This window comes from Streptomyces sp. NBC_01481, assembly GCF_026339995.1.
In the GTDB taxonomy this organism is placed as follows: Bacteria; Actinomycetota; Actinomycetes; order Streptomycetales; family Streptomycetaceae; genus Streptomyces.
Genome location: NZ_JAPEPT010000003.1, coordinates 913,591 through 933,843, shown reverse-complemented (window position 1 = coordinate 933,843; position 20,253 = coordinate 913,591). Strand labels below are relative to the sequence as shown.

The 20,253-nt window shown below is 70.4% G+C and carries 17 protein-coding genes and 3 pseudogenes; 6 read left to right on the top strand and 14 right to left on the bottom strand.

The features are described 5' to 3' along the window. Positions 1–2 precede the first annotated feature (2 nt). The 5 genes from OOK40_RS20795 to OOK40_RS20775 all read right to left on the bottom strand — a co-directional run bounded on the left by OOK40_RS20795 (position 3) and on the right by OOK40_RS20775 (position 6,293). Entirely contained in the window at positions 3–314 is a 312-nt protein-coding gene (locus tag OOK40_RS20795) for an L-rhamnose mutarotase (RefSeq protein WP_266483885.1), read from the bottom strand. Then, a complete protein-coding gene (locus OOK40_RS20790) occupies positions 311–1,288 on the bottom strand; it encodes an aldo/keto reductase (protein ID WP_266483882.1) in 978 nt (325 codons plus the stop codon). Before OOK40_RS20790 ends, OOK40_RS20795 begins: the two co-directional genes overlap by 4 nt. 336 nt (positions 1,289–1,624) lie before the next feature. Beyond that, positions 1,625–2,965: a wax ester/triacylglycerol synthase family O-acyltransferase gene (locus tag OOK40_RS20785; protein ID WP_266483880.1), complete on the bottom strand. Its 1,341-nt coding sequence runs from the start codon at positions 2,963–2,965 to the stop codon at positions 1,625–1,627. A 112-nt stretch (positions 2,966–3,077) separates the two neighbouring features. Continuing rightward, complete coding sequence (locus OOK40_RS20780) at positions 3,078–5,153, bottom strand: SpoIIE family protein phosphatase (protein WP_266483878.1); 2,076 nt, start codon at positions 5,151–5,153, stop codon at positions 3,078–3,080. A 54-nt stretch (positions 5,154–5,207) separates the two neighbouring features. Beyond that, positions 5,208–6,293, bottom strand: a complete 1,086-nt coding sequence (locus OOK40_RS20775; RefSeq protein ID WP_266483876.1) for a DUF6777 domain-containing protein — start codon at positions 6,291–6,293, stop codon at positions 5,208–5,210. Between the two features lie 142 nt (positions 6,294–6,435). Between OOK40_RS20775 and OOK40_RS20770 the strand changes: the two genes are divergently transcribed. From OOK40_RS20770 to OOK40_RS20760, 3 genes are read left to right on the top strand one after another with little or no spacing between them, the layout of a single operon-like run. Next, positions 6,436–7,431: a YndJ family protein gene (locus OOK40_RS20770; protein ID WP_266483873.1), complete on the top strand. Its 996-nt coding sequence runs from the start codon at positions 6,436–6,438 to the stop codon at positions 7,429–7,431. Further along, entirely contained in the window at positions 7,428–7,985 is a 558-nt protein-coding gene (locus tag OOK40_RS20765; protein WP_266483871.1) for a DUF1990 family protein, read from the top strand. The genes OOK40_RS20770 and OOK40_RS20765 overlap by 4 nt, the downstream gene beginning before the upstream one ends. Next, entirely contained in the window at positions 7,985–9,391 is a 1,407-nt protein-coding gene (locus tag OOK40_RS20760; RefSeq protein WP_266483868.1) for a lipase maturation factor family protein, read from the top strand. The genes OOK40_RS20765 and OOK40_RS20760 overlap by 1 nt, the downstream gene beginning before the upstream one ends. A gap of 103 nt (positions 9,392–9,494) precedes the next feature. On the opposite strand, the gene OOK40_RS20755 is transcribed toward OOK40_RS20760, so the two are convergent. Beyond that, positions 9,495–9,668 (bottom strand): hypothetical protein, encoded by a 174-nt coding sequence (locus tag OOK40_RS20755; protein WP_186356859.1) that lies wholly within the window; start codon positions 9,666–9,668, stop codon positions 9,495–9,497. A 262-nt stretch (positions 9,669–9,930) separates the two neighbouring features. On the opposite strand from OOK40_RS20755, the pseudogene OOK40_RS20750 reads away from it, so the two are divergent. After that, positions 9,931–10,505, top strand: a pseudogene (locus tag OOK40_RS20750) (SDR family oxidoreductase); the annotation flags it as partial. Between the two features lie 87 nt (positions 10,506–10,592). Here OOK40_RS20750 and OOK40_RS20745 read toward each other — a convergent pair. The 3 genes from OOK40_RS20745 to OOK40_RS20735 form a co-directional block, all read right to left on the bottom strand. Beyond that, positions 10,593–12,056, bottom strand: coding sequence for an SDR family oxidoreductase (locus OOK40_RS20745; protein WP_266483860.1), 1,464 nt, complete (start codon positions 12,054–12,056; stop codon positions 10,593–10,595). A 163-nt stretch (positions 12,057–12,219) separates the two neighbouring features. Next, the gene (locus OOK40_RS20740) at positions 12,220–12,948 is read right to left on the bottom strand and encodes an SRPBCC domain-containing protein (protein ID WP_266483858.1); all 729 of its coding nucleotides are present in this window, start codon (positions 12,946–12,948) and stop codon (positions 12,220–12,222) included. Positions 12,949–12,963: 15 nt separating this feature from the next. Further along, a complete protein-coding gene (locus tag OOK40_RS20735; protein ID WP_266483855.1) occupies positions 12,964–13,590 on the bottom strand; it encodes a helix-turn-helix domain-containing protein in 627 nt (208 codons plus the stop codon). Positions 13,591–13,789: 199 nt separating this feature from the next. Here OOK40_RS20735 and OOK40_RS20730 point away from each other — a divergent pair. After that, positions 13,790–13,897: pseudogene (locus OOK40_RS20730) on the top strand (endo alpha-1,4 polygalactosaminidase); the annotation flags it as partial. 47 nt (positions 13,898–13,944) lie between these two features. On the opposite strand, the gene OOK40_RS20725 reads toward OOK40_RS20730, so the two are convergent. The 4 genes and pseudogenes from OOK40_RS20725 to OOK40_RS20710 all read right to left on the bottom strand — a co-directional run bounded on the left by OOK40_RS20725 (position 13,945) and on the right by OOK40_RS20710 (position 17,755). Next, positions 13,945–14,361 (bottom strand): ATP-binding protein, encoded by a 417-nt coding sequence (locus OOK40_RS20725; RefSeq protein WP_266483851.1) that lies wholly within the window; start codon positions 14,359–14,361, stop codon positions 13,945–13,947. A 143-nt stretch (positions 14,362–14,504) separates the two neighbouring features. After that, a pseudogene (locus OOK40_RS20720) lies at positions 14,505–15,709 on the bottom strand (glucose-1-phosphate adenylyltransferase). Between the two features lie 28 nt (positions 15,710–15,737). Further along, entirely contained in the window at positions 15,738–16,901 is a 1,164-nt protein-coding gene (glgA, locus tag OOK40_RS20715; protein ID WP_266483849.1) for a glycogen synthase, read from the bottom strand. Between the two features lie 161 nt (positions 16,902–17,062). Continuing rightward, a complete protein-coding gene (locus tag OOK40_RS20710) occupies positions 17,063–17,755 on the bottom strand; it encodes a (2Fe-2S)-binding protein (protein WP_266484489.1) in 693 nt (230 codons plus the stop codon). Positions 17,756–17,976: 221 nt separating this feature from the next. Here OOK40_RS20710 and OOK40_RS20705 point away from each other — a divergent pair, with 221 nt between their 5' ends. Beyond that, on the top strand, positions 17,977–19,056 hold the full coding sequence (locus OOK40_RS20705; RefSeq protein ID WP_266483847.1) for a DMT family transporter: 1,080 nt from the start codon (positions 17,977–17,979) through the stop codon (positions 19,054–19,056). Here the strand turns inward: OOK40_RS20705 and OOK40_RS20700 are convergent. Next, positions 18,958–20,175, bottom strand: coding sequence for a transglycosylase family protein (locus OOK40_RS20700; protein ID WP_266483845.1), 1,218 nt, complete (start codon positions 20,173–20,175; stop codon positions 18,958–18,960). The two genes, OOK40_RS20705 and OOK40_RS20700, sit on opposite strands and share 99 nt — an antisense overlap. Positions 20,176–20,253 lie beyond the last annotated feature (78 nt).

Genomic DNA, 20,253 nt, shown 5'->3' with positions numbered 1-20,253 from the left:
GGTCACAGCTCCCAGACGACGGGCAGTCCGGCATCCGCGCCGTCCGCGGAGTAGTCGTGAGCCACGTCGAGGAGTTCGGCCATCCGGGCCTGCCAGGCGATGTTGACGGGGAGCCTTTCGAGTTCGGCGAGGAGATGGCCGTAGTCGGCGCAGTCGAGGAGATGGAAGAGGTCCGTGCCGCTGCGCCAGATGGTCCAGGAGGTGACACCGGCGGCGCTGATCGCGGCCGTCAGCTCGCCGGGGACCTCGCGGTGCGCCGCCTCGTACTCTGCGATGCGGTCGGCGCGGACCTTGGTGTGCAGGGCGACTCTCATCGGGGATCCCCGTTCCTCGGCAGCAGTCCTTCGCCGCGCAGGTCGTCCCAGAGCGCGGGCGGAACGGTGAGGGCCAGCATCCTTGCGGCGTCCCGTACTTCACCGGCCGAGCGGGTGCCGACCAGGACGCCCGCGACGGCCGGGTGGGAAAGGGGGTAGTGCAGGGCGGCGGCTCGCAGCGGGACGCCGTGACGCTCGGCGACGGCCTTGAGTCTCAGGGCACGGCCGAGGATCTCGTCGGGTGCGGCGGTGTAGTCGTACGTGGCGCCGGGGCGTGGATCGGCGAGCAGCCCTGAGTTGAAGACCCCGCCGACGACGACGCTCTTGCCCCGGGCCGCCGCCTCGGGCAGCAGTTCGGCGAGCGCGCTCTGGTCGAGGAGTGTGAAGCGGCCGGCGCACAGGACGGCGTCGACGTCGGTGTCGCGCAGAAAGCGGCTGAGCATGGGCGCCTGGTTCATTCCGGTGCCGATCGCGCCGATCACTCCTTCGGCGCGCAGCCGTTCCAGGGCCGGATAGCCGTGGCGGAAGGCGGCTTCCTCATGCTCGTCCGGGTCGTGCAGATAGACGATGTCGATCCGGTCGAGGCCGAGCCGCTCAAGGCTCTCTTCGATGCTGCGGCGTACTCCGTCCGCGCTGAAGTCCCATACGCGGCGGTGGTCCGCGGGGACGGCGAAGCCGTGATCGAGGTCGTCGCCGGCGGCGGGGCAGGGTTCGAGCAGCCGCCCGGCCTTGGTGGAGAGGGTGTACGCGTCGCGGGGGCGGGTGCGCAGCGCCTGGCCCAGTCGGCGTTCGGACAGGCCGAGGCCGTAGTGGGGTGCGGTGTCGAAGGTGCGGATGCCCGCGTCCCAGGCGGCGTCCACCGCGGCGGCCGCTGCCTCGGGTTCGACCGGGGTGTAGAGATTGCCGATGGCGGCGGCACCGAAGGACAGCTCGGTGATCTCGACCGCGCTGTGTCCGAGCGTGCTCCGTCGCATCCGCCTCTGCCCTCTCGCCGTGGCGTTCGCCGATCACGACGAATATTCATCGGATCACTTGAGGGCGTCAACACCCTTGGCGGCGCGCAGTCTTGCGGCGGAAGACCTAGGGGGTGTCTTTTGGATCAGGCCGGATCAGTGAGCGGCCCGCCACGGAGCGGCTGATGTCACTGCGGTGCGTGCAGCTGCAAGGCGGAGGAGGGAGTCGACGCGGAGCGTCGGCGACTGACGCAACGCAGCGTGGGGGCACCTCCCGTGCCCGAAGGGCTACGGGGGAGTGCGTGCCAGGGCACGCGAGCCCGGCAAGATCCGAAAGACACCCCCTAGCTGTCCGATCTATCGGCTGAGCGCGAGGAGCTCGTCGAGCTCCTCCCCCAGGCTGCGAGCGAGCCGGTCGAGGTCCGGAACGGCCTTGCCGTCGGCGACCAGGCCGACATGCACCCGCCCGCCGTACGTCGACAGCGCGATCGCCAGGGACTGCCCGCGGGCGAGCGGCGCCATCGGGTAGATCTCCCGCAGCGGGCAGCCGCCCAGCGACAGGGCCGAGCGCGGCAGCGGCACGCTGGTCACCAGGACGTCGAACAGCATCCGGGCGGCCCCTCCGGCCAGGGGCGCGCCGAACCGGTGTGCCAGTGGCGGCAGTTGGTCGGCCAGTACGGTGAGCGCCCCGGCCCCGCGGGAGGGCCCGGCCGCCTTGTTGCGGTCCATGGCGCTGCGTACGCGATCCAGTCGCGAGCGCGGATCCGGGTCGCCGACCGGCAGTTCGAGCAGATACGCGGAGAATTTGTTGCCCGATCCGGGCGGGCTGCCCGGCCGGCGCCGGGAGACGGGCACCAGGGCACGCGGGCCGACGTCCGGCAGCGGCTCGCCGCGAGCCTCCAGCCAGCGCCGCAACCCACCGGCGACGACGGCGAGCAGCACATCGTTGGCGGTCCCGCCCGCCGCCCTGCGGACGCGCTGGACGTCTTCGAGGTCGAGCACGGCGGTGCCGAGCCGCCGGGTGCCGCTGGAGCCGGCCGAGAGTGCGGGCACGCCGCGCGGGTCGAGCCTGCTGGCCCGTACGACCGAGGCTCCGACACCGACGGCCCGGCCCAGCTCCTCGATACGGCCCCGCGCGAAACCGGCCACCTGCCGGGGTCCCGAGAGCCAGGACGTGGGCTGCACGGCCCGCGCCCGACGGGCACCGATGGTGCGGGCGTCGGCGATCTCGTCGAAGATCCCGGCCCCGATGGCGACCGCGCGCATACCGTCGGCCAGCGCGTGGTGGAGCTTGACCAGTACCGCGAACGGGCCGCCCGCCTCCCCGGTGAGCAGGTACATCTCCCAGGGCGGCAGGCCCCGTTCGAGCGGCCGCTCCATCAGCTCACCGGCGATCGAGACGGCCCCGGCGCCGAAGTCGCCGTCGGGGATGCGGATCTGGTGCACATGACGCCGTACGTCGAAGTCCTTGGCCACGGACCAGGCCGCACCGCCGACGGGCAGCAGGACGTCCCGTACGTGCATCCGCAGCCGGCGGATCGCCGCGGCGCGGGTGGCGAGCAGTTCGAGGACACCCTCGCCGCTCTGTCCTCCCGGGGCCGGGGCGAAGCAGGCGAGGGCGCCGAGATGCATCGGATGTCCGGCGGACTCGAGGTGCCAGAACGCCAGGTCGAGGGGGGCAAGAAGCTCGCTGCTCAAAGGGGTCCTCTTGTCCTAGAAGTGTCCCGGAAGGCCACGGAATGCGAAGTCAACCCCCTGCGGTCGGTTACGGTCAAGTATGATCAGTTCACGGACAGTTAACAACAGGTAATCATCGGCGGACCTGCCTGTCCGCAACGATGAATTCGCACCAGACGCACTTGCCGCTGCCTCTCGATTCGACGCCCCAGGCCTCGGTCAGCCGGTCCACCAGCATCAGCCCGCGGCCCGAAACTCCCGACTCCCCCGCCTCGCGGCGGCGCGGCAGCGCGCTGGAACGGTCCTCGACCTCCACCCGCAGCCGCCGCTCGGGGCCCGCCAGCGCGCGCAGCGTCACGATCGCGCCTCCGTCGGTGTGCACCAGCGCGTTGGTGATCATCTCGTCCGCCGCGAGCTCGATCTCGTCCGACCGCTCGCGCGCGCCCCACGCCCGTACGGCCGCCCGGATCATGTGCCGGGCCGAGCGCAGCGCCTCCGGGTCGTTCTGCCCGACATGCTGCTGGAGCCGGCCGCCCGACTGCGAGGTGAACGCGCCCCTGCGGCGCAACAGCAGGAGCGCCACATCGTCCTCGCCGCCACGCTCCTCCACCACCTCGCACAGGCGGTCGGCGAGCAGCTGCAGATCCCGCGGACCGGAGCGCACCAGCGAGGTCAGCAGCTGCATGCCGTCGTCGAGGTCGACGCCGGGCTGTTCGACCAGCCCGTCGGTGCAGAGCACAAGGGTCTGCCCGGGATCCAGTTCGACGGTGCTGACGGGGTATTCGAGCCTGCCGAACTCCGCCGAGAGCCCCAGTGGCAGCCCGCCCTCCACGGGCAGCCTGCGGCAGTCGCCGTCGGTGTCCCGGATCAGCGGGTCGATATGCCCGGCGCGCACCAGCTGCACCACGCCGGTCGTAAGGTCGGCCTCCGCGTACATGCAGGTCGCGAAGCGTTCGGTGTCCAGCTCATGGAGGAAGACCGAGGCACGCGCCATCACGGTGGCCGGGGTGTGCCCCTCGGCCGCGTACGCCCGCAGGACGATCCGCAGCTGCCCCATCACCGCGGCCGCGTCGGTGTCGTGCCCCTGTACGTCGCCGATGACCGCGCCGACCCGTCCGCCGGGCAGCGCGATGATGTCGTACCAGTCGCCGCCGATGTCCCGGCCCAGCCGCGCGGAGCGGTAGCGCACGGCGATCTGCGCCCCGGGCACATCGGGGATCCGGCGCGGCAGCATCGCCTGCTGCAGCCCCTCGGCGAGGTCGTGCTCCTGCTCGTACAGGACGGCGCGCTGCAGGCTCTGCGCGATGCTGCTGCCGAGCGCGACCAGCAGATTGCGCTCGTCGGGGGTGAAACCGGTCTTGTCGCTGTACAGCAGGCCGAGGGCGCCGATGGGGCGGGCCTGGGCGATCAGCGGCAGATAGGCGGCCGCGCTGATGTCGAGCCCTTTGATGTGCGGCCACAGCCGCGGGTAGGACTCGGCGAAGTCCTGTTCGGACTCGATGAAACGGGGCGCGAGGGTGCGGACCACCTCGCTCATCGGGTACTCCTCGTCGACGCGCGTGTAGCGCGTGCCGGGCACGAAGGAGCTCTCGGGACCTTCCGCGACGAGATGGATCCGGCCCGCCTCGAGCAGCCCCATGACCAGGCTGGTGGCTCCGAAACGCTCCAGGCCCTGCGAGTCCTTCAGTACGTCGATGACGTCATGGACGGTCCTCGCGTGGGCGAGAGCCGCGGTGGTGCTCTCCACGATGCTGGTCTGTCTGCGCCGGTCGCTGTCTGCCGCCACCCGCGCGGTGTACTGCGCGAGCTCTTCGGTGGCGTCGCGGATGATGCCGATGATGCGCAGCGGACGTCCGCTCTCGTCCCGGCGGACGGATGCCTGGGTGTGGGTCCAGCGCAGCTTTCCGTCACGGCGGCGGATGCGGAAGTACGCGCCGTAGCGATCGCTGCCCTTCTTGAGCGCCTGGGTCACCATCGAGTCCAGCCGGGCGGCCTCGTCCGCCGGCACCCGGCTCGAGAGACTTTCCGGGCGGCCGTCGTACTCCTCGGGTCTCAGATCGAACACCTCAAGAGCGGGCCTGTCCATGTGCATGAGCCCGCTGACCAGGTCCCAGTCGAAGCTGCCCATCCGATTGAGGGTCAGGCTCAGATCCGAGTCGGCCGGCCAGTCGTCGGGAAGCGACAGGGCACCCGCTGCCCGATCAACCATGTCGCCACTCTGCCATCATTTGTCGGATTCTTCGACCGATTCGGACCGATCCGCTCAGCCCTGGAAGGTGTCCGGCTCCGCCGGTTCCTCGGAGGGCAGGAGCAGGTCCGGCTGGGACGGAGTGACCCCCTCCTCGGAGGGCACATCGGGCTCGACGGGCGGGGGCAGCTGCTCATTCGGCATGTCCGGCACCGGTTCCACGGGCGGGTTCACCGGCTGCTCGGGCGGGGCGGGGCTGCTCGTGCCGTCGCTCGGCCCGGTCGAGTCGCCCGGCTGTGTCGAGTCACCGGCTCCGGGCGGCTCGGTGAGCGGCGGGTAGGTGAAGATGTCGTCCGGGGTCACGGGCGGGAGCACATCGGGCCGCTTGTCCTCTTCGCCGTCGGTCCCGGCGTTCCGCTCGATCCAGGTGTTGTTGATGACGTTGACGATCACCAGGCTGTTGATGATCTGGACCGTGGGCTTGATGACGACCACCTTGTCGGGCCGGTAGCCGTCCCAGGACTGACCCGTGTGGACCACGGCGCCCTTGACGGCGACCGGGGGCTTCAGCGGGTTTCCGCAGGCGCATCTGACCTTCGGTGCTCCGTGTCCGTCGACGAGGACCGCGGTCCCGGCCTGCAGCACGGCCTGGAAGCTGACGGCGGAGCCGGCGCGGTAGCCGTGGTTGGTGACACGCGTGTCGGCGCGCAGGACGACCGGGGTCAGCCCTCGCAGATAGTCCGGGATGTCGGCCTGGGAGATGCCCGCACCCCGGGCGAAGGCACGCCCCCTGGCCTGGTCGTCGCCCAGGAACATCACCTGCTGCTCGACGTCGCAGCTGCCGATCGACTGCGTGCCGCCGTAGAGACCGGGCGTCGCGCCGGACAGCGTGCGCAGCGTCAGGCCTCTGCTGGGGCTCGGCTCGCTCGACGGTACGGGCGGCGGAGGCGGGGGCGCGCCCCCGGAGAGAGCGGTGGTGGCGGTGTACGGGTCCGGCCCCTGGGCCGCGGCCGGCTGGAGGAGGACTTCCCCCTGCCCGTCCGTCGCCGCGCTGCTGGCGCCGCCGCAGCCGGCGGCCAGGAGCGTGACGAAGAGCGCCGCGGCAACCGCGGCGTACCGACGACGTTTGGGTGGACGCACGAAGATCTCCCGCCTCTTCACCCGCTGTGCTCCTTCGAGCCGATGTGGTTCCTCCAAGTTCTGCCGGACGGCCGCCACCCTCGCGACTTGAACGCGTTCAAGTTTAGCCCTAGTCTCGGAGCGCAGGGAGTTGAACACGTTCAAGCCTGGGGTGGGGTGCGCGATGTCCGTACTGGTCAACGTGATCGTGATGCTCGGCATGCTGGTGGTCGTGCCCGCCGGACTGCGCCTCATGGACGCCGCCGAGCTCGCGTCCATTCGGCGGATCTGGCCGGTGTTCGCGGTCCCGGGAGCGGTCGCGCTCTGGCTGCCGCGCTCGACAACGGCCGCCGTCCTCGCCGGCCTCTACGCACTCGGCACGCTCGCCCTGGCCGTGCAGGCCCCGCGGCGACTGGGGCGTGTTTTAGAAGTAGCGCCGTCCGCCCGCAGGGCGGGCCCCGCGGCGTCTGGTGCGTGCAATCGCAAGGCGGAGGATCGCCCTCGTACTGGACGTACTTGGGCGACTCCGACAACACCGCGAGTGCGCGTGCCAGGCGTCGCGGGGCAGGCGCGACTTCTCAAACACGCCCCAGCCCGCACCCGCTCGCTCGCGCCCGCCGAGGTCGCACAGCTCACCGCGCTGGTGACCCCGTCCGTCGCCGGGCTCGCGCTCGTCGCGGAACGCGCCGGGCACGAGCTCTTCGGTTTCGGCCTGACGGTCCTCGCGCTGACCGTGCCGCACTTCCACTTCGCCGGATTCACCGCTGCCCTGGTCGCGGGCCTGGTCTGCCGCACAACGGCCGGAGCCGCCGGGCGCTTCGCCGCGCTGAGCGTGCCGCTGGGCACCCTGCTCGTCCTGGCCGGGTACTTCCTCGACGACTGGGCCGAACTGCTCGGGGCACTCGTACTGACCGCGGGCATGTGGACCGTGGCCCTGCTGACCTGGCGCGATGTCCGGGCGGGCGGACGTGACGGGGTCACCCGCACCCTGCTCGCCGTCTCGGCCGCCGTCCTGGTGGCGACGATGCTGCTCGCCCTGAGCTGGGCGCTCGGCGAGGCCACCGGCCTGCCCCACCCGAATCTCACCTGGATGGCCGCCACCCATGGCCTCGGCAACGCCCTCGGCTTCGCGCTCTGCTCGGTGCTCGCCTGGCGACGACTCAAGGAGACGACCGCATGAAGGACGACGGCATGAACAGCGTCCGCCCCACCACCTGCCGCGGCCTCAGCTACCCGGAGGTGGGCGCCACCCGGCTCGGCCCGCTGCCCGACGGCTACCACCATCTCCATCACACCACCCGCATCGGCTGCGGCCGCGCCGTCTTCGACGCGGCCGGCGAGGCGGTCACCACCTGGCGGATGCACCGCACTTCGGGGGCACGGGTGCGCAGCGCGGCGGTTCGCGCCGAGCCCGGCGCCCGGCTCCAGGTCTCGGTCGGCGTGGGACCGCTGCGGTTCGCCGCGCCGTGCGAGGTGATCTGGACGGCGTACGAGAGAAACCGCACCGGCTTCGCGTACGGCACGCTGGCCGGGCATCCCGAGCGCGGTGAGGAGTCCTTCGTCGTCGACATCCGCGACGACGGCTCGGTGTGGTTCACCGTCATGGCGTTCAGCCGCCCCGCCCGCTGGTACACCCGGCTCGCCGGCCCACTCGTGCCCGTACTGCAGAAGTGGTACGCCCGGCGGCTGGGTCACACCGTGCGGCGGCTTGCCGCGGACCGATACTGGAGGTGATGGAGTGGTTCACGGACAGCGACTACTGGCTCAGCCGGCTGGTCTTCCAGCGGGCGCTGGCCGCCGTGTATCTGGTCGCCTTTCTCACCGCGGCGCTGCAGTTCCGGGCGCTGATCGGGGAGCGGGGCATGCTGCCGGTGCCCGCGTACGTACGCCGGGTGCCGATGCGGCGCGCGCCGAGCCTGTTCCAACTGCGCTACTCCGACCGGCTCTTCGCGCTCTGCGCCTGGTGCGGGGCGCTGCTCTCGGCCGGCCTGGTCGCGGGCGCCGCCGACGACATCCCGCTCCCGGTCGCGATGCTGTGGTGGGCGGCGCTGTGGGTGCTCTATCTGTCGATCGTGAACGTCGGTCAGACCTGGTACGGCTTCGGCTGGGAGTCGCTGCTGCTGGAAGTGGGCTTTCTCGCCGTCTTCCTCGGCAATGAGCGCACCGGCCCACCGGTGCTCGTGCTGTGGCTGCTGCGCTGGGTGCTGTTCCGGGTGGAGTTCGGCGCGGGGCTGATCAAGATCCGCGGCGACCAGTGCTGGCGCGATCTGACCTGTCTCTACTACCACCACGAGACACAGCCGATGCCGGGCCCGCTGAGCTGGTTCTTCCACCGCCTGCCCAGGCCCTTCCACCGGGTCGAGGTGGCGGCCAACCATGTGACCCAACTCTTCGTGCCCGTCCTGCTGTTCACCCCGCAGCCGATCGCGAGCGGAGCCGCCGCGATGATTGTGCTGACCCAGCTGTGGCTGGTGCTCTCGGGCAACTTCTCGTGGCTGAACTGGATCACGATCGTCCTCGCCCTGTCCGTCGTGGACGGCTCGCTGATCGCCGATCCGCACGCGCTGCCCGGCTCCCCGCTCTGGTACGAAGTCGTGGTCATCGCCTTCAGCGCGCTGCTGCTCGGCCTGAGTTACCGCCCGGCGCGCAATCTCCTCTCCCGGCGGCAGTCGATGAACCGCTCCTACGACCCCTTCCACCTGGTCAACGCCTACGGCGCGTTCGGCACGGTGGGGCGGGTGCGCTTCGAGCTGGTGGTCGAAGGTACGGACGAGAGGACGATCCACCCGGGCACGGTCTGGCGGGAGTACGAGTTCAAGGGCAAGCCCGGTGATGTGCGAAGGCTGCCGCGCCAGTACGCCCCGTACCATCTGCGGCTCGACTGGATGATGTGGTTCGCCGCGCTCTCGCCCGCCTATGCGCACCCCTGGTTCGGCCCCTTCATGGAGCGGCTCCTCGACGGCGACCGGGACACCCTGCGGCTGCTGAGCCGCAATCCGTTCCCGGACGCCCCGCCCGCGTACGTCCGCGCCAGGCTGTACCACTACCGGTACACGACCTGGCGCGAACTGCGGGCCACGGGCGCATGGTGGCACCGGACCTATGTGCGCGAATTCCTCAGGCCGACCCGGCTGCTGTGAACACCCGGGCGATCGCCTCGTTGTTGACCTTGAGCACCGGCTCTCTGACCGTCCGTGCCCCCTGCCTGTGGAGGCAGGGGGCACGGGGGGCGAAACGGTCCGCTCAGTCGATACTGGGCAGGATATGCGGCTCGGCGAGGTCTTCCTCGTAGCCGGCCAGCCGGATCGGGGCCGATCGGGCCCACACTTCGAGACTGCCGAGTTCTTCGGACCGAGTGGTCCGTTCGCCGCTGCGTTCTTGCGGGCGCTTCTCGTGCTTCTTCACTTCTGATGTCACCGCGCACTCCTCTGTGTCGCGTAACTGGGACAGGGCAGTTCGGGTCGCGGTGGCGCCGTTACTCGGGCGGGACCGCAGCCTGGTTGCAGACTTGTCCCAGGACGGCCAAGGGAGTTTCGTGGGTCCCTTGGTGGCGTCCGTTCACCCCAGGGTAACCATATGAGCGGCCCCCTGCTCGATGGGGCCTGTAAATCTCCTGTAAACCAACCCAATTCCGGCCAACGATCTATCTCTGTGCGGGGCTTTGTGGGGTCGTACGCGGATGATTTCCGGGCGGGCAGAGCGCTGCCTCGAAGCCAGAACGGCCCTGGTGACGGGGGCTTCACGGGGTATCGGCCGCGCAGTCGCCGGGGCACTGGCCGCGGCCGGTGCGAAGGTGGTGGTCTCCGCCCGGAACACGGATGGAGTAACAGAAGCGGTGGCCGGGCTGCGGAAGTCGGGCGCGCACGCCGCCGGCTGCGCGGGCAGCGTCGGGGACCCGGAGCATCTCGGCCGGTGCACCGAACTCGCGCTGCGGGAGTTCGGGCGGCTCGACATCCTGGTCAACAACGCCGCGACCAACGCCCCCTACGGCCCGCCGATGGAGGCCGATCCCGACGAATGGCGCCACGCGTTCACGGCGCGTACGGCACCAGCAAGGCAGCTCTGTCGCACCTCACCCAGCAGCTCGCGGGCGAACTCGCCCCGGGTGTACGCGTGAACGCCGTCTCACCCGGGCTATTTCGCACCGAAATAGCCCGTTTCGTCTGGGAGGACGCCGAGCGGCGCATCGCCGAAGGTCTGCCGCTGGGCCGGATCGGCGAGCCCGACGACGTGGCGCGGGCGGTGCTGTGGCTCGGCGGCGGGCACCGGCTCGTACGCCTTCCACGATCAGCTGGGGCGTGTCCGGCCTGATCGACCGGACATGGCCTGAGCTCTACAGCTCTACCAGTTCGCCGGAGCGTAGTCCTTGAGGAAGCAGCCGTAGAGGTCCTCGCCGTCCTCGCCGCGCACGATCGGGTCGTAGACGCGGGCCGCGCCGTCGACCAGGTCGAGCGGGGCGTGGAAGCCCTCGTCAGCCAGGCGCATCTTGTCCGGATGCGGGCGCTCGTCGGTGATCCAGCCGGTGTCCACGGCGGTCATCAGAATGCCGTCGGTCTCGAACATCTCCTGGGCGCTGGTGCGGGTGAGCATGTTCAGCGCGGCCTTGGCCATGTTGGTGTGCGGATGGCCCGCGCCCTTGTAGCCGCGGCTGAAGACGCCCTCCATCGCGGAGACGTTCACCACATAGGTGCGCTTGCCCCGCGAGGCGGCCATGACCGGGCGGAGCCGGCTGATCAGGATGAAGGGCGCGGTGGAGTTGCACAGCTGCACTTCGAGCAGCTCGACCGGGTCCACCTCCGAGACCGTCTGGATCCAGCTGTTGGTGTCGTGCAGATCGGGGACGAGACCGCCGGCGTCGATGGCGGTGCCCGCGGCGATGCGCTCCAGTGAGGCCGAGCCGCTGACAAGTGCCAGCTCTGTGACGTCCTGGGCACTCAGGCCCTCGCCCGCGCCGGAGGGCAGCGCGGCCACGGAATCCACGGCACCGCTGCCGAAGGTGCCAATGACCTGGGCGGGCGGCAGCTCGCCGGCGGGCAGCGGCGCGGACTCGGCGGCGACCAGTTCGCTGTAGGCCCCCGGGGAGCGGCGTACGGTCTGGGCGGCGTTGTTGATCAGGATGTCCAGCGGGCCTTCGGCGGCCACCGAGTCGGCGAGCGCGACGACCTGGGCGGGGTCACGCAGATCGATGCCGACGATCTTGAGGCGGTGGATCCACTCGTCCCTGTCCGGCATCGCCTTGAAGCGGCGGATCGCGTCGTTGGGGAAGCGGGTGGTGATGGTGGTGTGGGCACCGTCACGCAGCAGTCGCAGCGCGATGTACATACCGATCTTGGCTCGGCCGCCGGTGAGAAGGGCGCGCTTGCCGGTCAGATCGGTACGGGCGTCACGGCGGGCGCGGTTCTCGGCCGCGCACTTCTGGCACAGCTGGTGGTAGAAGGCGTCGACCTCGACATAGCGGGTCTTGCAGATGTAGCAGGACCGGGGGCGCTGGAGTATCCCCGCGATCTCGCCGCTGACCGAGGAGGACGGCAGCAGACCTTCGGTCTCGTCGTCGATGCGCTCTGCGGAACCGGTCGCGGTGGCCTCGGTGACCGCCTTGTCGTGGGCGGTCTTGGAGGCCCGGCGCTCCTGGCGGCGGCGCTGCTTCACGGTGCGGTAGATGCCCGCGGTGGCGCGGCGCACCATGATCGCGTCGGGGTGGTCGACGTCCAGCTTGTCGAGCTCGTCGAGCACGCTGAGGCAGACGGCCAGGCGCTCCGGGTCGATGCCCGGGCCGAACGCCGGGCTGTCCTCTGTCACCGTCATTGCCTTTGCCGTTCCTCAGTCACTCGTACGCAGGGGTTTTCAAAAGCGCAACTTTACTGAGCAAAAGGGTGACGACAAAATCCCGTGACCGGCGGCTTCGGGACAGGACCTCGCCCGCGGACCCGGGTCCGCGGGCGAAGGCCCCTGCGAGTTCCCGACCGGGTCACGCGAACAGGCCGGTCAGCCACGTCCGCCAGGCGTCCTCGTTCTTCCCCGCGTCCGCGCCGCTCGCGAAGTCGTGCACGCTGACACCGACCGGCGCACCGAAGTGGTTGCGGCCGAAGAGGCGGTACATCGCCTCGTCCGTGCGCAGCCCGACAAAGTACGGGTTGCGGTAGTCGAGGACCGCGTCGACCTGGCCGGCGCCCGGCACCTCGACCCGTACGGTCGCGCCCTCGGCGGAGTCGTCCGGCAGCCCGAGTCCGCGGCTGACGACCTCCAGGGCGCCCGGGGTGTTCGAGGCGGCGGGAGCGTCCAGGGTGGTGAAGGTGACCGCCCGGCCGGTGAAGTGCTTCAAGTACTGCCGCAGGGTGTGCAGATAGAAGTCCGTGTGCTTGCTCGCACCGTCGTACTGGTTGTCCCAGTCATCGACGAAGATGCCGCTGTGCACATAGCGCACCCAGGAGCCGCCGCCCTCACGCGGCTCGATGACATGGTCGAGCTGGTTGTACGTCTGCTGGGGAATGCCCTCCACGTTCTCCGTGCGCCCGGTCAGCCGGCGGGGCGGATCCCATTCGGTGACGGTGCTGCCGAAGGGCCCGGCGCCGCCTTTCTTGGGCTCGTACTCCAAGGGCCACAGCCAGCCTCCCGTGCCGGAGGTGATCGCCTCCCAGACCTCTTCGGGGCTTGCGTCGACCTCGAACTCGCGGACGATCTCGAACTCCTTGGACATGGTGACTCCAGGTACTCAGGCGCTCTCGGGCGCGTTCTCAATGGCGGGGACGGAGGGTGGTGTTTTCACCGTGGGGTGGAGGGCGACGACGATGCGGTGCTCTCGGCCGCCCGGCGCGTCCTGGTCGTGGTACTTGGCGATCAGCGCGCCGACGCCCTGCGTCAGCTCCTCCACGAACGCGGCCCGGTCGGCGGCCGAGGCGAAGCGCACCTCGCCGTCGAGGGCGTAGGTGGCGAGCCGTTTACGGGCCTTGGCGGCGCCCGTGATCAGCGTGCCCACGTCGCGCACGAGCCGCGCGGCGACCGCGAGCATCCAGCGGGCGGAGAGCTGGTCGCGGAAGCGGCCCGGGTCGGGCTGCACGGCAGCCAGGGCGAGCGGCGAGATGACGTACGAGGCCGCGGTGGCCCGCATCAGCCGCTCGGTGACATTGCCCTTCCTGCGCTCGCCGGCGAGCTCGACCAGGCCGTGCCGCTCCAGTGCCTTGAGGTGGTAGTTCACCTTCTGGCGGGGCAGCCCGACCCGGGCGGCCAGCATGGCCGCCGACGCCGGACCGGCGGCGAGCTCGGCGAGCAGCCGGGAGCGCATGGGGTCCAGCGAGACGGCGGCAGCCGCCGAGTCCTCGATCACGGTCACGTCCAACATGGCTTCACTCTCTCACCGACAACTTTTTTTGTCCAGACTCATTTCGTTGTCGGCGTGCGGCGCGTGGGAGTCGTTCCGTCCAGACCACAGGACTTCACGGCATCCGTACTGGGCAGACCCAACGACTGGGCGAGCGCCGGCTCGACATCCGGCGGCTCGACACCCTGCGCCCGCTGGTGGCAGGGCGCATGGACCTGCCAAGAACGACCTTCCCCAAGTCGCCCAGCTGGTAGGGGACTTCGACTTGGCGGTGAACGAGGAGTGCGCACAGTACGACGACTGTGCGGCGCTGACGCCCTTCGCGAAGGGTGTGGCGTCAGCCGTGCTGAGGCGGCGCCCTTGAGGATCTGGGCCTCAGGACGCGGCGAGCACCGCCTGTACGGTCTTGCCGCCCCCGGGTCCGCCCCGTACCGCGAAGTGCTGCGACAGCTCCCGCACCATCACGATGCCCCGTCCGCCCTCGTCCAGGTCCAGCGGCGAGCACAGCCGCGGGTGTACCGGACTGGCGTCCTCCACCTCGACGGTGACCAGCCCCGGGTCGACGTGCAGCCGCAGCCGGCAGCTGCTCCTGCCGTGCCGGGTGGCGTTGGTGACCAGCTCGGACACGACCAGGGTCGCGTCCTCCACCTGGTCGCCGGACAGCTTCTCGCCGCAGCCCCGGGTGAGGAAGGCAGTCGTCAGGTGACGTGCCCAGCGGGCGGAGTTCTCCGCCTGGGGCAGGAGATACGTCGCGCATGCGGCGCGCCGACCGGAGCGTCTGTGCGCACGCATGTCATCACTCCGTTTCCGGTCGGAACCAGCCAGGAACGCCAAGTGGGGCTTTTGTCCGCGGTCCAGGCGCAACGACAGGCCCCTCACCCCAGTGATTCCCGCGGGGGGTGATCGGCAATCGGCCATGGCGCCGCGTTGCGGCTTCAGAGCACCGGCCGGCCCTTGCCCAGCGCGATGACTCCGTTCTTGGATACGGTGTAAAGCTCCTGGTCACGCTCGGGATTGACACCGATCGTCGCGCCGGGCGGGACATCGACGTTCTTGTCGAGAATCGAGCCGCGCACCACCGCTCCACGACCGATACGCACGTTGTCGTGGAGGACCGAGCCCTGCACCACCGCTCCCTCCCCCACCGTCACACCCGGCGAGAGGACGGAGCGGGTGACCTGTCCGCGGACGATGCAGCCCGGGCTGACGACGGACTCGCTCGCGATGCCCGCGCCGATGAACCGGGCCGGCGGCAGCTGCCCGGGGTGGGTGTAGATGGGCCAGCGGCGGTTGTCGAGGTCGAAGACCGGGCGGTCCGAGATCAGATCCATATGCGCCTCGTAGTACGTGTCGAGCGTGCCCACATCGCGCCAGTAACCGTGCTCCCGGGCGCTCTCGCCGGGCACATGGTTCTCATCGAAGTCGTAGAGCTGCGCCATACCCCGCTCGGTGAGCATCGGCAGGATCGAGCCGCCCATGTCATGGACGGAGTGCGTGTCCTCCGCGTCCCGGTGGAGCGCGTCGACGAGGACCTTGGTGGTGAAGAGATAGTTGCCCATGGAGGCGAAGACCCGGCCCGGATCGCCGGGCAGCCCGGGAGGGTCGGCGGGCTTCTCCAGGAACCTCTCGACGCGGGCGCCGTCGGATGCGGGAGTGATGATCCCGAACGAGGACGCCTCGGAGCGCGGCACCTTGATCCCGGCGCGCCGCCCTCGATGTGCTGCTTCAGCATCTGCCGCGGGTCCATCCGGTACACATGGTCCGCGCCGAACACCGCTATGTAGTCCGGCCGTTCGTCGTTGACGAGGTTGAGGGACTGCAGAATCGCGTCCGCGCTGCCGAGATACCAGCGCCGTCCGAGCCGCTGCTGTGCCGGGACCGGCGTGACGTAGTTGCCGAGCAGGCTCGACATCCGCCAGGTGGTGGTCACATGGCGGTCCAGGGAGTGGGATTTGTACTGCGTGAGCACACAGATCCGCAGGATGTCGCCGTTGACCAGGCTGGAGAGCACGAAGTCGACGAGCCGGTACATGCCACCGAAGGTCACCGCCGGTTTCGCGCGGTCGGCGGTCAGCGGCATCAGCCGTTTGCCCTCCCCTCCGGCCAGTACGATTCCGAGCACCGAAGGTCCACCGCGCATCGCCGCCCCTCTCTGCATGCCGTGTCCGCTACCCCTGCTTGAGCAACTCCTCGTACACCTCGTACGTGCGCCGGGCCACCTGGTCCCAGCCGAACTCGCGCACCGCGCGCTCACGTCCGGCGGCGCCCATCCTGGCGGCCTGTCCGGCGTCGTCGAGTATCCGGTTCACGGACTGGGTGAGACCCGACTCGAAGGCTTCGGGATGATCGGCGTCGTACGGCACGAGCAGCCCGGTGCGTCCGTCGTCCACCACCTCGGGGATGCCTCCGACCGCGGACGCGACGACTGCCGTGCCGCAGGCCATGGCCTCCAGATTGACGATGCCCAGCGGCTCGTACACGGACGGGCAGATGAACACGGTCGCGTGGCTGAGGAGTTGGATGACCTGGGGTCGCGGCAGCATCTCGGGAATCCAGTGCACACCGTCGCGTACTTGCTCCAACTCGTCGACGAGCTGCCGGAATTCACGGCCGATCTCCGGCGTGTCCGGGGCGCCCGCGCAGAGCACCAGCTGAGTTCCGGGGTCGAACGAGCGGGCGGCGCGCAGCAGATGCGGAACGCCCTTCTGGCGGGTGATGCGCCCGACGAAAAGGGCGAAGGGCCGGTCCGGGTCGAGGCCGATGCGCTCCAGGGCGTCCGTGTCGGCGTCGGGGCGGTACATACGGGTGTCGATGCCGTTGTGGACGACGCGCACGCGGTCCGGGTCGAGGGCCGGATAGCAGGCGAGGATGTCGGCGCGCATGCCGTGAGAGACGGCGATCACGGCGTCGGCGGCCTCGATCGCGGTGCGCTCGGCCCAGCTGGACAGCGCGTATCCGCCGCCGAGTTGCTCGGCCTTCCAGGGGCGCAGCGGCTCGAGCGAGTGGGCGGTCATCACATGCGGGACGCCGTAGAGCAGCTTGGCGAGATGGCCGGCGAGGTTGGCGTACCAGGTGTGGGAGTGGACCAGTTCGCGGCCCTGCAGCTCGGCGGCCATCGCCAGGTCGACGGAGAAGGTGCGCAGGGCGTCGTTGGCGTTCTCTAGTCCCGCGAGTGCCTGGTGGCGCAGGACACCTTCGGCCTCACCTTCGCCCCAGCAGTGCACTTCCAGATCGGCCAGGGCTCTCAACTCCCGGGCCAGGAACTCCACATGGACACCGGCGCCCCCGTAGACGTCCGGCGGATATTCGCGCGTGAGCAGTCCCACCTTCACGGAGTCTCACCTCGCGAGGGCGGTCGGTTCAGCCCCGATGGCCTGTCTTTCTGCCGGGGGTCCGGGGGTTGTCCCCCGGGAAGACACAGCACCTCATGATGGTCACTCACATGCGGCGTGCGGGGAAGAGCACGGCCAGGATCACTCCGCTTCTGCCGCCTTCACCGCATCGAGCCGTGCTGCGGCGGGCGGTCGAAGACGCAGTCGCCGCAGAGCCCGCCGCCGGGGCAGCGGTAGTAGAGGCAGCAGGTCCGCCGCCGCATGGCGGGACCTTCGACCGTGCCGGACAGATCGGGGTGGGAGAAGAGCCCGGCGGCGAGGGCCGAGGCTCGCTCGGCGACGTCCGTCCGGCCACCGCGCCCGGCCCAGGCACGCAGTTCGCGCACGGCTCCGGCGAGCGCGGAGCCCGCGTTGCCCCACAGCAGCTGCCGTGAGATGCGGGTGTCGCCGGTGAGTGCGTCGGCGAGCGGTACGAGATGGCCGTACTGGACCACCTCGCGAACCGTGGCCGCGGCGGCGGGCACGGTCCGGGTCGCGGTCAGACAGAGATCGTCGGGTGCGCTGAGCCGCGGGTCCCAGTGCAGCAAGGTGGGGTCGAGATCGGGGAGCTCGCCGTGCAGCGCGGCACAGCCGAGCGCCACCGACCACAGGCGGGCGGCGAACCCGAGGTGCGCGACGGAGGCGGCGACCCGCCGCTCGGGGGTGCGCAGCCGTGCGGCGACCGTGTCGACCCGGGCGGTCAGGGGTGCCGTGTCGCCCGCGTACAGCCGGGCCAGCGGCATATGCCCTTCGCCCGGCTCGCCGGTCCGCAGGGCGAAGAAGCCGCCCACGGACGCCACCTCGTCGAGATCCACACCCACGTTTCCGTCCCTGGTGTCAGCTTCTTGTCAGCCCTGCCGCGGCGCCTGGCCGCCTGCGTCACGGTAGCGATAGCGTCGGCTGTCCCCACGCGCGCTGACCTGCCCACCCGTCGCAAGGGGGACTTTTGACCTAGGCTCGTACTACGTCGGCAGTACGTCCAAGTGCCTGCTCAAGGACGACGACGCGAACGCTGAAGAGGGAGATCGTGGTCTCTATGAGTTCCCTCGCGCTGGCCGTGGTGCTGTCACTGGTCTCCGCGGTCGCATATGCGGCCGGGGCGATCATGCAGGAGCATGTCGCCGCCACCACCTCGGCCCGGCCGTACGCCCCGCTGCACCACGCCGCGTGGTGGGTCGCCGTCGCCCTCAACGGCCTCGGCGCCCTCCTGCACGTCGCGGCGCTGGCGTACGGGCCGCTGAGCGTGGTCCAGCCGCTCGGAGCGCTGACGATCGTCTTCGCCCTGCCGATGGCCGCGCTGTTCGTACGGCGCAGGGCGGGCGCGGCCGCCTGGCGCGGCGCGATCATCACCACGGCCGGGCTCGCCGGACTGCTGGCGCTGACCGGAACATCCGCATCCCAGTCGCTCGACGGCGGGCAGCGCGGACTGCTCGCCGGTGCGACCTTCGGCGGGGTGGCGCTGCTCTTCCTGGTCGCCCAGACCGTGAACCGGCCAATCATCCGCAGTGTGCTGCTCGCCGCCGCGGCGGGTGTGGCCTTCGGTATCGCCTCGGTGTTCACCAAGACCGTCGCGGTGGACTGGACGTGGTCGGCACCGCTCGACCAGTGGCCGAGCCTGGTGGCGATCGCCGTCCTGGCCTGCGGCGGGCTGCTGCTGTCTCAGTCTTCGTACCACGGCGCGGGCCTCGCGGCGCCGCTGGCCACCGTCACGGTCGTCAATCCGGTGATCGCGGCGGCCGTCGGCCTCACGATGTTCGGCGAGACCTTCCGGTACGGCGTGCTGGGAACGGTGTTCGCGCTGGCCTTCGGGGCTGTGGCGGCGGGCGGGCTGATCCTGCTGACGACGGAACGGATCAAGGCCACGAGTTCGGAAGCGAAAGCCCCGGCTCAGGCAGAGCCGGCGGCGCGGATACGCGCGTCGGAGTCGGCGCCCTCGCGACAGACGGCGCGCCACGCGGAGCCGCGGGTGCTCCACGCGGACGGTACGCCGCGGCCCTCTGACCGGCGGGTGCTGTCCTCAGACGCTGACGCCGCCGGACCTGAGGTAGGCGAGGGGATCGATGTCGGACCCGTATCCGGGCCCTGTACGCACTTCGAAATGCAGATGCGGCCCTGAGGTGTTGCCGGTCGAGCCCGAGCGCGCGATCCGCTGACCGCTGCTGACCTGCTGGCCCGAGCGCACAGTGAGCGCCGACAGGTGCGCGTACTGGCTGTACCTGCCGTCCGCATGCCGGATGACGACCTGGTAGCCGTACGCACCGCCCCAGCCGGCCGAGACGACGCGGCCGGAGGCGACGGCCTTCACCGAGGTGCCGGTGGGGACCGGGAAGTCGACGCCCGTGTGGTAGCCGCTGGCCCAGGCGGAGCCCGGCTTGCGGTAGGGCGTGCCGACGCTCGCCTCGACGGGCGCGCTGAATCCGCTCTTGTGCACGGGCTTGGTCGCGTGCGCCTGCTTGGGGGCCTGCTGTTTGGGCTGGGCCTTGGGCTTCGGCGTCTGCTTCTTCGGTGCCTGCTGCTTGGGGGCCTGCTGTTTGGGGGCCTGCTGTTTGGGTGCCTGCTGCTTCGGCTGCGCCGTCGGCTTCGGCTTGCCTGGCACCTCGACGCGGAGGATCAGCTTCTGGCCGGGGAAGATCAGGTCGGGGTCGCTGCCGATGACGGTGCGGTTCTGCGCGTACAGGCGCTGCCAGCCGCCGACGACGTCCTCGGAATCCGCGATCTTGGAGAGCGAGTCGCCGCGGGCCACGGTGTAGCCCTCACGGTGCGTGGGCACGGTCGTCGGCGTGGCCTTGCGGGGTGCGGTCTCCCGCTCGCTGTGCGTCTGTAAGCCCCTGGCCGGTGCGATGTCGGGGGCGTCGCCGCCACGGGTGAGACCCGCGCGGGCAGAGCAGGCGGGCCAGGCCCTCGGGCCCTGGCCCTTGAGTACCTTCTCGGCGATGGCTATCTGCTGGTCCTTGCTGGCCAGATCCGCGCGCGGGGCATAGTGCCTGCCGCCGTACGCCTCCCAGGTGGACTGGGTGAACTGCAGCCCGCCGTAGTAGCCGTTGCCGGTGTTGATCTTCCAGTTGTTGGTGGACTCGCAGGCCGCGACCTTCTCCCAGACATCCACGGAGGCCGCGTGCGTCGTGCCCGCGCCGATGAGCGGCAGGGCCATGCCCGCACCGCCCGCGGTGACGGTGAGGGAAGCACGGTTGATACGGCTCGGCTGGTATCGGCGGTGCCGACCGGTTGCGCCCATGGTGAGACTCCCCCACTGCCATGTAGGTCACGGATGCAGTCACGTCGCAAGCGGTCAACTTAGGTGCTTGGCCCGGAC

What these genes read in the sequence shown, in the direction of transcription:
- OOK40_RS20795 (WP_266483885.1), bottom strand. Translation starts at nt 314, where the DNA reads ATGAGAGTCGCCCTGCACACCAAGGTCCGCGCCGACCGCATCGCAGAG.
- OOK40_RS20790 (WP_266483882.1), bottom strand. Translation starts at nt 1,288, where the DNA reads ATGCGACGGAGCACGCTCGGACACAGCGCGGTCGAGATCACCGAGCTG.
- OOK40_RS20780 (WP_266483878.1), bottom strand. Translation starts at nt 5,153, where the DNA reads ATGGTTGATCGGGCAGCGGGTGCCCTGTCGCTTCCCGACGACTGGCCG.
- OOK40_RS20770 (WP_266483873.1), top strand. Translation starts at nt 6,436, where the DNA reads ATGTCCGTACTGGTCAACGTGATCGTGATGCTCGGCATGCTGGTGGTC.
- OOK40_RS20765 (WP_266483871.1), top strand. Translation starts at nt 7,428, where the DNA reads ATGAAGGACGACGGCATGAACAGCGTCCGCCCCACCACCTGCCGCGGC.
- OOK40_RS20760 (WP_266483868.1), top strand. Translation starts at nt 7,985, where the DNA reads ATGGAGTGGTTCACGGACAGCGACTACTGGCTCAGCCGGCTGGTCTTC.
- OOK40_RS20745 (WP_266483860.1), bottom strand. Translation starts at nt 12,056, where the DNA reads ATGACGGTGACAGAGGACAGCCCGGCGTTCGGCCCGGGCATCGACCCG.
- OOK40_RS20740 (WP_266483858.1), bottom strand. Translation starts at nt 12,948, where the DNA reads ATGTCCAAGGAGTTCGAGATCGTCCGCGAGTTCGAGGTCGACGCAAGC.
- OOK40_RS20735 (WP_266483855.1), bottom strand. Translation starts at nt 13,590, where the DNA reads ATGTTGGACGTGACCGTGATCGAGGACTCGGCGGCTGCCGCCGTCTCG.
- OOK40_RS20725 (WP_266483851.1), bottom strand. Translation starts at nt 14,361, where the DNA reads ATGCGTGCGCACAGACGCTCCGGTCGGCGCGCCGCATGCGCGACGTAT.
- OOK40_RS20705 (WP_266483847.1), top strand. Translation starts at nt 17,977, where the DNA reads ATGAGTTCCCTCGCGCTGGCCGTGGTGCTGTCACTGGTCTCCGCGGTC.
- OOK40_RS20700 (WP_266483845.1), bottom strand. Translation starts at nt 20,175, where the DNA reads ATGGGCGCAACCGGTCGGCACCGCCGATACCAGCCGAGCCGTATCAAC.